General features: G+C 67.6%; 11 protein-coding genes. 6 read left to right on the forward strand and 5 right to left on the reverse strand.

The features are described from left to right. Positions 1-56: 56 nt before the first annotated feature. Positions 57-824 carry a PP2C family protein-serine/threonine phosphatase gene (locus CDA09_RS03015; protein WP_121427267.1) on the forward strand — a complete coding sequence of 256 codons (768 nt, stop codon included), beginning with the start codon at positions 57-59 and terminating at the stop codon, positions 822-824. Here the strand turns inward: CDA09_RS03015 and corA are convergent. Continuing rightward, entirely contained in the window at positions 813-1,910 is a 1,098-nt protein-coding gene (gene corA / locus CDA09_RS03020) for a magnesium/cobalt transporter CorA (protein WP_121427268.1), read from the reverse strand. The two genes, CDA09_RS03015 and corA, sit on opposite strands and share 12 nt — an antisense overlap. A 269-nt stretch (positions 1,911-2,179) precedes the next feature. Between corA and CDA09_RS03025 the strand changes: the two genes are divergently transcribed. The 4 genes from CDA09_RS03025 to CDA09_RS03040 all read left to right on the forward strand — a co-directional run bounded on the left by CDA09_RS03025 (position 2,180) and on the right by CDA09_RS03040 (position 5,417). Continuing rightward, the gene (locus CDA09_RS03025; protein WP_121427269.1) at positions 2,180-3,304 is read left to right on the forward strand and encodes an NAD(P) transhydrogenase subunit alpha; all 1,125 of its coding nucleotides are present in this window, start codon (positions 2,180-2,182) and stop codon (positions 3,302-3,304) included. Positions 3,305-3,317: 13 nt separating this feature from the next. Next, positions 3,318-3,671 (forward strand): NAD(P) transhydrogenase subunit alpha part 2, encoded by a 354-nt coding sequence (locus tag CDA09_RS03030; RefSeq protein ID WP_121427270.1) that lies wholly within the window; start codon positions 3,318-3,320, stop codon positions 3,669-3,671. Next, on the forward strand, positions 3,611-4,984 hold the full coding sequence (locus tag CDA09_RS03035; protein ID WP_121427271.1) for an NAD(P)(+) transhydrogenase (Re/Si-specific) subunit beta: 1,374 nt from the start codon (positions 3,611-3,613) through the stop codon (positions 4,982-4,984). Before CDA09_RS03030 ends, CDA09_RS03035 begins: the two co-directional genes overlap by 61 nt. A 109-nt stretch (positions 4,985-5,093) precedes the next feature. Next, complete coding sequence (locus tag CDA09_RS03040; RefSeq protein WP_121430709.1) at positions 5,094-5,417, forward strand: hypothetical protein; 324 nt, start codon at positions 5,094-5,096, stop codon at positions 5,415-5,417. Positions 5,418-5,435: 18 nt separating this feature from the next. On the opposite strand, the gene CDA09_RS03045 is transcribed toward CDA09_RS03040, so the two are convergent. From CDA09_RS03045 to CDA09_RS03060, 4 genes are all read right to left on the reverse strand, one after another. Then, on the reverse strand, positions 5,436-7,289 hold the full coding sequence (locus CDA09_RS03045; RefSeq protein WP_286164365.1) for an EAL domain-containing protein: 1,854 nt from the start codon (positions 7,287-7,289) through the stop codon (positions 5,436-5,438). 138 nt (positions 7,290-7,427) lie between these two features. Further along, positions 7,428-8,885: a DEAD/DEAH box helicase gene (locus tag CDA09_RS03050; RefSeq protein ID WP_121427273.1), complete on the reverse strand. Its 1,458-nt coding sequence runs from the start codon at positions 8,883-8,885 to the stop codon at positions 7,428-7,430. Between the two features lie 204 nt (positions 8,886-9,089). Continuing rightward, positions 9,090-10,199 (reverse strand): 23S rRNA (cytidine(2498)-2'-O)-methyltransferase RlmM, encoded by a 1,110-nt coding sequence (rlmM, locus tag CDA09_RS03055; protein ID WP_121427274.1) that lies wholly within the window; start codon positions 10,197-10,199, stop codon positions 9,090-9,092. Between the two features lie 97 nt (positions 10,200-10,296). Further along, the gene (locus tag CDA09_RS03060; RefSeq protein WP_286164366.1) at positions 10,297-10,686 is read right to left on the reverse strand and encodes a hypothetical protein; all 390 of its coding nucleotides are present in this window, start codon (positions 10,684-10,686) and stop codon (positions 10,297-10,299) included. A gap of 151 nt (positions 10,687-10,837) precedes the next feature. On the opposite strand from CDA09_RS03060, the gene CDA09_RS03065 reads away from it, so the two are divergent. Continuing rightward, entirely contained in the window at positions 10,838-12,160 is a 1,323-nt protein-coding gene (locus tag CDA09_RS03065) for an extracellular solute-binding protein (RefSeq protein ID WP_121427275.1), read from the forward strand. The last annotated feature ends 1 nt before the right edge of the window (position 12,161 follow it).

A 12,161-nucleotide genomic window follows, 5' to 3' on the forward strand; every position in this document is an offset into this window, starting at 1 on the left:
CTATCCCAAACTGGGTAGCCGCGGTAATATCGGCGGAAAAATACATTCCACCGCCAATGCCCATTACCGTCGAAACCTGCGTTGCAAGCCACATCGGCGACCGGCACGAGCAGCAGGACCGCGTGGGCGTCTTCGCGCATCCGCGCCAGCCCGGAACGCTCATGGCCGTTCTTGCCGATGGCATGGGCGGGCACACCGGCGGCGCCATGGCAGCCGAGCAGGTGCTGCTGAAGGCGCGGCAGAACTTCGAAGACTACTCTCCGCGCAGGGAAGAGGTCGCCGACCTGCTGCACGGCATCGTCGACGAGGCGCACCTGATCATCCGCCTGACGCGGCTGACCAGCGAAAAGGAGCCTCACAGCACGGCCGTGGTATTCGTGCTGCAGCCCGGGCAGATACGCTGGGCGCATTGCGGCGATTCGCGTCTCTATCACTTTAGAAATAACCGCCTGATCAGCCGCAGCGAAGATCATTCGCTCGTCGGCGACCTGCAGCGCAAGGGGCAACTCAACGATGCCGGCGCGCGCGTGCATCCCCAGCGCAACGTCCTGCTGTCCTGCCTCGGCGCCGCGCAGGCACCCGAGGTGAGCGTCGGCGAGGCAGTTCGTCCCCAGGCGGGGGACAGCTTCCTGCTGTGTTCGGACGGCCTCTGGGGGCTGCTGTCGGATGCGGAGATCGCGGCCGAGGTTTCCGGCCGCCGCGCCCGCGATGCGGCCGAAGCGCTGGTCGACCGGGCGCGCAAGCGTGGCGCCGGGAGCGGCGACAACATCTCGCTGGCGCTGATCAAGCTCGTCGACGTTCCCGCCCCCGAGTCAGAGTCTTAGCCAGTTCCGCCGCCAGAACGCGGCCGCCATGGCTCCCGCGACCCCTGCCATCATCGCCAGCGAGATATAGAAGCCCTGGGCGTCACCCAGCAGCGGCATGTGGCTGAAATTCATGCCGAATATGCCGGTGATCAGCGTAGCGGGCAGGAACAGCGTGGTGAGCACCGTGAGGATGCGCACTTCGACGTTCAGCCGGTTGCTGACCGACGAGAGATACATGTCCATCAGGTCGCCCAGCAGCTCGCGCACGGCGTCGAGCGTCTCGATCACGTGGATGGTGTGATCGTAGACGTCGCGAAGATATAACCGGGTCTCGGGCTGGAAGAAGCGGTTCTCGTCGCGGATCAGGCCGTTGAGCACTTCGCGCAGCGGCCAGATCGCGCGGCGCAGCAGCTGGGTGTCGTGCTTGACGAGGTTGATCGTGCGCAGCAATTGGGGCGTCGGGCTTGCCAGGGCTTCGTCCTCGAGCTGCTCGGCGGTGTCGCTCAGCTGGTCGACGACGACGAAATACTGGTCGATGACCGTATCGAGCAGCGTGTAGGCGAGATAGTCGGTGCCGTGTTTGAGCAGCGGCGCCCCGGCAGCGCGCATGCGCTCGCGGATGGGCTCGAAGAGGCCGGTGCGGCGTTCCTGGAAGGTCAGGACGAAATTTTCCCCGAGGACGACGCTGAGCTGATCCGAGTTCAGGGTCCGCGATTCCGTGTCATACCCGAACACGCGCAGGACGCAAAAAAGATAGTCGCCGTAGTCCTCGATCTTCGCCCGCTGGTGCGTGTTGAGGATGTCCTCGAGGACCAGCGGATGCAGGCCGAAGCGCAGTCCGATCTCGCCGAGGATTGCCGCATCCTGCAGGCCATGCACATTGAGCCAGCGGCGAGTGCGCGTCGGCACGTATTCGCGCGAGGCGGCGATGTTCTCGAAGTGTTTTTCCTCGATGCCGTCGTCGTCATAGGCGATGAGCGTGATCTGCGGGCGATCGGTCTTGACCGCGCCGACATGGACCAGTGACCCCGGCGGAAGGCCGGCTTTTGCCGCTGAGAGGGCCTTGGTCTTGCGTCGTTTGGTGCCGTTGCGTGCTGTCTTCATCGGAAATTTCTTGCAGGAACAGGTTGCGCTGTCATTGGCAATCGGTATTATCCGTCAAGCGCCCCCTGCAAATTGCAAGCATTTGCAGGCTGCATGAACACATTAGAACAGGTGGGGGCGTATCCACCTGCAGATTCAGTCGCGGATCATCGGAGAGTCGAAAACGGAATAGGCGCTGCGGAGCGTTCGGCCGCGGCTTTGCCCTGTCCGCCGTCGGAGTTGGCCCGCACAAGCGTTCCCGTTACCAACCCAGTCTGGGAGGACAGCCAATGGCTCTGTTGATCGGAGTGCCAGCGGAAGCAATTGCGGGCGAGCGACGTCTGTCGGTCGTGCCTGACGTGGTGAAGAAGTACCTGGGCCTGGGCGCCAAGGTGGTGATGCAGTCCGGCGCGGGGCAACTCGCGCACCTGCGCGACGACATGTTTGCCGACATCGAGGTGGCGGCGAACGGGATGGAGGTGTGCGCCGCGGCCGACCTCGTGCTGTGCGTGCAGCCGCCGTCCGCTGAACTGATCGCGGCGATGAAGCCGGGCGCGGTGCTGCTCGGGATGCTGCAGCCGTGGTCGAGCGCCGAGCGCGCGCAGCAGTTGATGGAAAAGCAGATCACCAGCTTCGCGCTGGAGCTCCTGCCGCGCATCACGCGCTCGCAGAGCATGGACGCGCTGTCGTCCCAGGCGGCCGTCGCCGGCTACGAGTGCGCGCTGATCGCCGCCGACCACAGCCCGAAGTTCTTTCCGATGCTCACTTACGCCGCCGGCACGATCCGTCCGGCCAAGGTGCTGGTGATCGGCGCCGGCGTCGCGGGCCTGCAGGCGATCGCGACCGCACGCCGCATCGGCGCGATGGTCGAGGCCTACGACGTGCGTCCCGAGACGCGCGAGCAGATCGAATCGCTGGGCGCGAAGTTCGTCGACACCGGGGTGTCGGCAGCCGGCACCGGCGGCTATGCGCGCGAGCTCACCGACGAGGAGAAGGCGAGGCAGGCCGAACGCCTCGCGAAGGCCGTCGCGCAGGCCGACGCGCTGATCACCACGGCGGCGATCCCCGGCAAGAAGGCGCCGAAGATCATCAGTGCGGACATGGTCGCGCGCATGAAGCCGGGTGCGGTCGTCGTCGACATGGCGGCCGATTCCGGCGGCAACGTCGAGGGCACGGTCGCCGGCGAGAAGACCTGGATCAAGGACGTGCTCGTGATCGGTCCCACCCACATCGCCAGCCGCATGCCCGTGCATGCGTCCGAGATGTATGCCAAGAACCTCTTCAACTTCATCTCGCCCTTCATCAAGGACGGCGCGCTCGCGCTCGACTGGGAAGACGAAGTGGTGGCCGGTTGCTGCCTCACCCATGCGGGCGAGCTGCGGCACGCGGGCGTCAAGCAGGTTCTGGGACTGTAAGGGGGACGCAAACGTGGAAGGCATTACCGCGCTGTACATATTCATGCTGGCCGCATTCACGGGATACGAGGTGATCTCGCGCGTGCCGGTGATCCTGCATACCCCGCTGATGTCGGGGTCGAACTTCGTGCATGGCGTCGTGCTCGTGGGCGCGATGGTCGTGCTGGGGCACGCCGATCCGGCCGAACCCGCGCAACTGGCCATCGGCTTCGTCGCGGTGTTCCTCGGCGCGGCCAACGCCGCCGGCGGTTACGTCGTCACCGAACGCATGCTCGCGATGTTCAAGTCGAAGTCGGGAGGTGCGCAATGGACGGCGTCATCCAGCTGGCGTATTTCGGCGTCGCCGTGGTGTTCATCCTCGGCCTGAAGGCGATGAGCTCGCCGGTCACCGCGCGCAAGGGCATCGTGTGGGCGGGTTACGCGATGATCGCGGCCACCCTGATCACCTTCTACACGCCGGAAATGCGGAACTACGGCCTGATGATCACCGCCATCGTGCTGGGCGGCGGGGTCGCATGGTGGAGCGGGCGCGTCGTCAAGATGACCGACATGCCGCAGATGGTCGCCATCTACAACGGCATGGGCGGCGGCGCGGCGGCGGCGATCGCGGCGCTCGAGTTCGCGCGCGGCGGTTCGCACGGCGTCACGGCGACGACCCTCGCGGTGCTCGGCGCGCTGATCGGCTCGGTGGCGTTCTCCGGCTCGTGCATCGCCTTCGCCAAGCTGCAGGGCATCATGACCAAGGCGTGGCGCCTGCCGCAGCAGAACATGGTGAACATCGTGCTCGCCGCGGTCGCGGTGCTGCTGGGTCTGGCGATCATCGTCACCGAGACGCCGCCGTCGGCCATCGTCATCGCGTTCTTCGCCGTCGCGCTCGCGCTCGGCGTGATCCTCACCAGCCCGATCGGCGGCGCCGACATGCCGGTGGTGATCTCGCTGCTGAACGCCTTCACGGGCCTTGCGGTCGGCTTCGAGGGCTACGTGCTCGGCAACCCCGCGCTGATCGTCGCCGGCATCGTCGTCGGCGCGTCCGGCACGCTGCTCACGCAGTTGATGGCCAAGGCGATGAACCGCCCGATCAGGAACGTCATCTTCACGCCGATCACCGGAGCGGCGGCGGGCGGCGGCGAGGCGATCGAAGGCACGATGAAGGAGCTCTCGGCGCTGGATGCGGCGTCCGTGATGCGCTACGCGTCCAAGGTCGTCATCGTGCCGGGCTACGGCATGGCGGTCGCCGGTGCGCAGCACAAGGTGTGGGAGATGGCGCAGCTCTTGGAAGAGGGCGGCGTCGAGGTGTTGTTCGCGATCCACCCGGTCGCGGGCCGCATGCCGGGCCACATGAACGTGCTGCTGGCGGAGGCGGGCGTGCCCTACGACAAGATCTTCGACATGGAAGAGATCAACTCCGACTTCCCGCAAGTGGACGTGGCTCTCGTGATCGGCGCGAACGACGTCGTGAACCCGGTCGCGCGCACCGACAAGTCGAGCCCGATCTACGGCATGCCGATCCTCAACGTCGACATGGCGCAGAACGTCATCGTCGTGAAGCGCGGCCAGGGCGCGGGCTACTCGGGCATCGAGAACGCGCTGTTCTTCAAGGACAACTGCCGCATGCTGTACGGCAGCGCGCAGCAGATCATCGGCGAAGTCATCACGCACGTGAAGGCGCTGGAGGTCTGAGCGTCGTCCGATGCGGCCCGCGGCTCCGGGAACCGGGGCGGCGGGCCGCTTCAGTTTGCGGCGGGACCTGCCGTAATATCGGGAGCCGGTGATCGAGGAGGACTGGCCGATGTTGCTGCGCACCCTGTTTGCGAGCCTTATCCTGCTGCTGCCCACGGTCCCGTTCGCGCAGTCGTTGCCGCGCAAGGCGGACGCGCCGCCGGCTGCCGCCGCGGATGCGAAAGCGGATCGCTCCTTCCGCGACACCACCGGCTATCGCCATCCGGCCCTGTCGCGCACGCAGCGCGATCTCCAGAACCTCGCCTACGCGCTGCAGTTGCGCGACTACTGCGCGGACGACCGCGTCTCCGACGCGTTCGTGAAGGAGCAGCTCGCGCGCTTCGGTCGCATTACCGGACGCAAGGAAACCTGCCGCACGCTGCTCGCGTACTGAGCGGACCGCGACGGATCGCTACGCGAGAAACGTGCGGAACGCGTCCGCGCCCATGGGCTGGCCGAAGAGCGGCCCTTGCTGCAGGTGGCAGTCGAGCGCCGACAGGAAGGCCTCCTGCGCCTCCGTTTCGACGCCACGTGCGACCACCTCCAGCCGCAGAATGCCCGCCATGCCGGCGATCGCTTCGACAATGGCCTCGCTGTCCTCGCGGATGCCGACTTCGCGGACGAGGAAGGGGTCGAGTTTCAGCGCGCTGAGCGGGTAGCGCTTGAGCCGTGGGATCGAGGAAAGGCCGCGGCCGTAGTCGTCGATCGCCAGCCGCACGCCCGTCCCGGCGATTGCCTGCAGCACGCCGCTGAGGCGGCTGTGCTCGTCGTTGAGCACGCGTTCGTCGAGATCCAGTTCCAGCTGCGCCGGCTCCAGCCCGGACGCGTTCAACGCGTGATGGACACGTTCGGCGAGGTTGCCGTGCAGCAACTGCTCCAGTGCCACATTCACGATGAGGCGCGGCGCTCGCCCCTCGCGCCGCGGCCACGTCGCCGCCGCCTTGCAGGCCGCGTGCAGCACCCAGTCGCCCATGCGCGCAAGCTGTCCCGAGTCGCGCGCGACGCCCGCGAAGCGCTGGAAGGGGATCAGCCCAAGTTCCGGGTGATGCCAGCGCAGCAGGGCCTCGCCGGCGTGTACGGTGCCGTCGCGCGCATCCACGAGCGGCTGGAAATGGACGTCGAGTTGGCCGAGATCGATCGCCTGGCGCAGGCGCGTCTCGAAAGTCAGCAGCGGTGCTTCGGGCAGGTCGTGCATGACGACGACCAGGCCGGGATGGGCGGTGGAGTCGAGCGCATACGTGACGATGTCGACGTCGAAGATGCTGCCGTCGCGGCGCCGATGCTGCCAGATTCCCGGCTCGGATGGCAGCCGGCCGTCGCCGGGTGCGGTGCGCAGTGCGGCAAGGTCCATCGTGCCCAGGGTCTCGCGCGAATAACCATACACCCGCGCCGCTGCCGTGTTCGCGGCGACGATGCGCATTTCGGGGCCCTCGCATAGCAGGGTCGGCAGCGGGCTGTCGGTGAAGATGCGCTCGAGGATGCTCTCGCCGAGTGGCGCCGCCGAGAGCGCCGCGCCGGTGGCCGGTGCCCGGCCGGGGGAGGCCGGCGGGAGAATGAGCAGGCGCCAGGCGGGCTTGGGCCCGGCGAGCACGCGCGCACCGAGCTCGCCGGCCTGTCCGGGCACGCGCAGCCTTGCGACCTGGGCGGCGTCGGGGGCCGGCCATTCGATTTCCAGGCAGTCGTGGACGGCCTGTCCGATCAGGCTGCCGCGCGCGAGGCCCAGCGCAGTGAGGGCGACGGCGTTCGCCGCTGCGATGCGGTCGCGCTCGTCGATGACGATGACGGGCTGCTCGATGGCCGCTGCCAGCCGCGGCCAGAGGGCGTCGACCGCGGGCGTCTCGTCGAAAGCGGTGACGTAGGCCTCGGCGATCACGTCGGGGCTCAGGATCAGGGCGTGGATGCCCGGCCGGATGCGCGCGGCCGCCACGAAGCGCAGGTCGCGGTGCCGGTCGCCGGGCAGCGACACCCGCAGGCTACCGCGCATCTCGCCCTGGATGAAGAGGCGCGCGCGCGCATCGAGGAAGTCGCGTTCCGAGGGGAAGAGGTCGGCAAGGGGCTTTCCGGCGATCTGCCGGTAATCCCGCTCGAGCAGGCGGCAGGCCGCGCTGTTGACCTCGAGGACGACCTCGTCGCCGGTGATGATCAGGCCTTCGTCGAGCAGTTCGAACAGCGCGAGGTAGAGGCCCGTTTCCGCCCCTTCGGAGAAGTCGGGGACGAAGGGCTCTTCGGGGTTTTCGTTGCCCTGCGGGCGGTGGGCTGCGTTCATGGGGGCGACCATTCCACGTATTCGGGCGATGTTTCGGCGTAGTTCAGAATACGCGAACGTGCCGTAACGATTGCGCCGAATAGGCGGGGAGGGCGGCCCCAATTCCGCCCGATTGCCGCGCGCCGGGCGCGGCAGCGGTTATTTGCGGCCCAGTCCGCCGAGCAGGACGGCGATGGGGCGTGCCGGGCGCCGCGGCGCGATGCTCCGCTTGTCGATCGCCGGTTCCGTCGCCTGCAGACTGGCGCCCGCCGCTGCTGCGATCGGCTGGGTCGGTTCGTAGGGTTTGCTGAAGTCGAATCCGTCCGGCGCGATCATCGACTTGCGGCGGCGCGCGTCGTTGTTGCGGGCCGGTGCGGCGGCACGGCTGCCGTTCGCCGGTTCGCGCGACGGTTCGGCGTCCTTGGCAGCCGGGGCACGCCGGCCCCTGCGGGCACCGGATTCATGGAAGTCGGGTTCGGGATCGAAGCCCGGCACGGCTTCCTGCGGAATCTGCAGCTTGATGAGCTTCTCGATCTCGACGAGGAGATGCTTCTCTTCAGCGCTCACCAGCGATACCGCGTGGCCATGGCGGCCCGCGCGACCGGTGCGGCCGATGCGGTGCACGTAGTCCTCGGCGGTATGCGGCAGTTCGAAATTGATGACCGAGGGCAGGTCGTCGATGTCCAGTCCGCGCGCGGCGACGTCGGTGGCGACGAGGACGCGCAGCTTGCCGGACTTGAACGCTTCCAGCGTCTCGGTGCGCTGTGCCTGGCCCTTGTCGCCGTGGATCGCGTCGGCGGCGATCTCGTGGCGTTCCAGGAAGTGGGCGAGACGGCCGCAGGCGAGCTTGGTCGCGACGAACACCAATGCCTGCGTGTCCGGTTCGTGCCGCAGCAGGTGCACGAGCAGGTTGCGCTTGAGGCCGGCGGAGACCGGATGCACGCGGTGCGTGATCGTCTCCGACACCGTGTTGCGGCGGGCGACTTCGATCAGCTGCGGTTCCTTGAGCATCTGGTCGGCGAGCTTCTTGATCTCGTCCGAGAAGGTCGCCGAGAACAGCAGGCTCTGGCGCGACGCCGGCAGCAGGTCGAGGATGCGGCGGATGTCGGGGATGAAGCCCATGTCCAGCATGCGGTCGGCTTCGTCCAGCACGAGCATCTCGACCTGGTTCAGCGCGATCGTCCGCTGCTGCACGTGGTCGAGCAGGCGCCCGGGCGTCGCGACGACGATCTCGATGCCGTTGCGCAGTTCCTGGATCTGCGGCTTCATGTCGACGCCGCCGTAGATGCAGGTGCTGCGCAGCGGGATGTGCTTGCTGTAGGTCTTCACCGACTCGAACACCTGCATCGCCAGCTCGCGCGTCGGCGCGAGGATCAGCGCGCGCACCGGATGGCGGGCGGGGCTGGTCGAAGTGCTCGCGTGGCGGGAAAGCCGCTGCAGCAGCGGCAGCGTGAAGCCGGCCGTCTTGCCGGTGCCGGTCTGCGCGCCGCCCATCACGTCGCGGCCGGCCAACACGACAGGAATGGCCTGCTGCTGGATCGGGGTGGGGGCGGTGTAACCGGTGTCGGCTACAGCGCGTAGCAGCTCGGGGATCAGCCCGAGGTCGGCGAAGCTCATAGGCGCCTATCTTCCATGGAGGCCTGTCGCGTCGGGCGCGACGCCAGGAAAGGCGACTGGGGGAACGGAAACCGGAACGTTCGGGTTCCGGCAGGGGCTCACGCCAACCGGCAGGCCGGGTGCTGTAAAAACATTATTATACATGCACGATCCGGCCGTTTTGTTGCATTGCAGTGGCAAAATCGATGGGCGCAGCCGCTTCGATCAGCTGGCACCCGGATTCTGCAGGGCGAGATAGCAGGTGATCTCCTCGCGGTCGTGGTACAGGTGCTTCATGCGCAGTTCGAACGGCCCCGAGTGGGCGAGCCGCTTGGTGATGATCGCGCGGCATTGCTCGACCGCGTCGAGGCGCTTCTTCATCGGCAGCTTGAGGTTGAAGATCGCCCGGCGGCAGCGGCCCATGGCGAGCCAGTCGGCGACGAGGGCCGAGACGCGCGTCGGTTGCTCCACCATGTCGCACACCAGCCATTCGACCGGGCGCGGCGGCCGCCACGTGAAGCCGTCCGCGCGCACGTGCTCGACCATTTCGGTCGCCATCACCGACGGCGCCATCGGGCCGTTGTCGACCGCGGTGACGCGCAGGCCCCGGTGGGCAAGCTGCCAGGTCCACCCGCCGGGCGCGGCGCCGAGATCGACCGCGCGCAGGCCCGCGCGCAGGCTCGCGTTGCGCTCGTCCTCGGTGAGCAGCGTGAAGAACGCCTCGGCGAGCTTCAGCGTCGAGCGGCTCCCGGCTTCGCGCAGCATGCGAAGCCGCGGAATGCCCATCGGCCACAGTGCCGCATGTCCCGGCAGGGCCGCGCACAGCCAGGCCGTGTTCGCATCGACGAACAGGACGTGCAGCGCGGGCAACCCCTTCGCGCGTTCGCGGAAGGTGTTCGCCTTGTCGAGCTCGCGCTGCAGCGGCGCGGTGAAGCGCTTGCAGAAACCGGACTGCTGCTTGGCTTCGTCGGTGTCGGGGGTTTCCAGCAGCAGGTCGGCGAAACGTTGGCCGCTCGCACGGACCGCCGCCACGATGGGTGTCGCGCGGTCGCGCTCGGGCAGATCGTCGACGCGCGCGAACCACGGCAGGAGTTGGCGCGCGAAGATCAGGCTGCGCCAGTCGCAGCGCTCCGCCAGCTCGGCGAAGGGGACCGGTTCGGGCGTCTCGAAGACGACGAAGGCCTTGCCCGGCTGGGCACGGACGAATCCCATCAGGCCGAGCCCGGCGGCGAATTCGTCGAGTTCGGCGGCGGTTTCCTTTTCGAAGCCGGCGCGGCAGAGGGCGAGCAGGCCATTCGCGGCAAAGCCGGGACGCTGCGGCGGAGGGAGGGACATGGGAAGGCTCGCTGCGGCGAAGGCCGCGCTGTGTGCAGTGACTGGAACGCCGCGGATGATAAGCCGCAGCACCGACGCCGCAAAGCGTCGGCGCGGATCATCGGGATGCGCGCTTCGCCGTGCGTTCGTCCTGCGGCGCGGCGGCCATGACGGGATCGGGCGTTTTCGGTGCGCTCGCGGCTGCCGGGAGCGGTGCCTGCGGATGGGCAAGCACCGAGGGCACGCTCTGCAGGTTGTTTTGCATCATGTAGTCGTTCATCTCGCGCCAGCCCGCGAATATCGCCGCTTTCTGTGCCTTCGCATTGAGCGCGTAGCAATCTTCGATCGACCGTCCGGCATGCCGGCAGGCGCCGCCGATCGCCTTTCCCTCGGCCTCGGCAAGCGCCGCCGTCTTCTGCGGGTTGGGCAGATCGAGCGCATTGCTCAGCGGTTCGCAGCCGTTCAGGCCGAGGAGCAGGAAGAGGGGAATCAGGCGTTGCGCGAACATGGCGAAAGCTACCTTTTACGGGGGCTGAAGGCTTTAACGTCAATATGGGAAAAATCTTGACGCAATGTCGGGGGCGCAGGCGACAGCGGCGTGCGGCGAAGCGCCTTATAATAAAAAATCTTGGCATTTTACGGTCGTGAAGGAAGCAGGAATGAAGCCTTTGGCTCGAATGTTGCGCAATGGTGTCGTGGCGGGGGTCGCTGCGGTGGTGTGTATTGGCGTGCCGGTCGCTGCGCATGCCGCGAAGCCGAAAGCGGCACCGAAGGTCGCAGCCGTGCCGGCGGGGCCGAGGGAAATCCGGCTCGTGCACCAGCTCAGTCCCGAGCGCGAGGAAGTGCTGCAAAAGCTCGTCGCCCGCTTCAACGAGGGCAACAAGGACTATCGCCTCGTCGTCCAGTCCGGCGCGTGGAGCGACACCGATGCGCCGCACATGGCGATCCTGCAGGGCAGTGCCGAGGACGATTTCCTCGCGGCGGGCAAACCGCGCTACAAGGCCCTGTCCAGTGTGATGCGCGAAGCCGGCGTGCCGCTGCAGGCGCTCAAGCCGCCCGCGATGATGGATCGTGCGCTGACGGACGCCAAGGGCCAGCTCCTGGCGCTCCCGATCGGGCTGTCGACCCCGGTCATGTACATCAACCGCAAGGAATTCCAGCGCGCCGGGCTCAATCCGGACGCGCCGCCCAAGACCTGGCTCGACCTGCAGCAGGCGCTGGGTCAGCTCTTCGACGCCGGCTCCAAGTGCCCGTACACGGTGTCCCAGCCGGGCCGCGTGATGATCGAGAACACCAGCGCCTGGCACAACGAGCCGGTCGCCGCACGGCAGGGCAAGGGTGAGCGTCCCGCCTTCAACGGCATGCTGCAGGTCAAGCACGTCGCGATGATGGCGAGCTGGTATCGTGCGCGCTACCTCCGCACCTTCGATGCCGAGTCCGAGGCCGAGCAGCATTTCGAGTCGGGCGAATGCGCGGTCATCGCGGCGCCCTCGTCGAGCTGGACCGAGTTCCGCCGCAAGGCCGGCTTCGACATCGGCGTCGCGCCGCTGCCGTACCACGACGACTTCCCCGGCGCGCCGCAGAACACGCTCGCCGACGGGGCAGCCATGTGGGTCGCCGCGGGCAAGAACGCGGCCGAGTACAAGGGGGTCGCGCGCTTCGTCGCCTTCTGGCTGCAGCCCGAGAATCAGGTTGCATGGCAGCGCGAGTCGGGCTACCTCCCGCTCAACCGTGCCGGTGTGTTTGCGGCGCAGAGCGACGTGCTCGGCGCCGATCTGGAGAACGTCAAGGTCGCCGTCGCGCAGCTCAGCCACAAGCCTGCGACCGCGGAGTCGAGCGCTTCGGGCTTCATCGCCCGGGCGCGCGTGCTCGGCATCCTCGACGAGGAGCTGAGCGCGGTGTGGGCCGATCGCAAGCCCGCCAAGGAAGCCCTGGACACGGCAGTGACCCGCGTCCAGGCGATGTTCCCGCTGCCTCGCTGAG

The sequence above is a fragment of the Azoarcus sp. DN11 genome (assembly GCF_003628555.1).
Classification (GTDB): Bacteria; Pseudomonadota; Gammaproteobacteria; order Burkholderiales; family Rhodocyclaceae; genus Aromatoleum.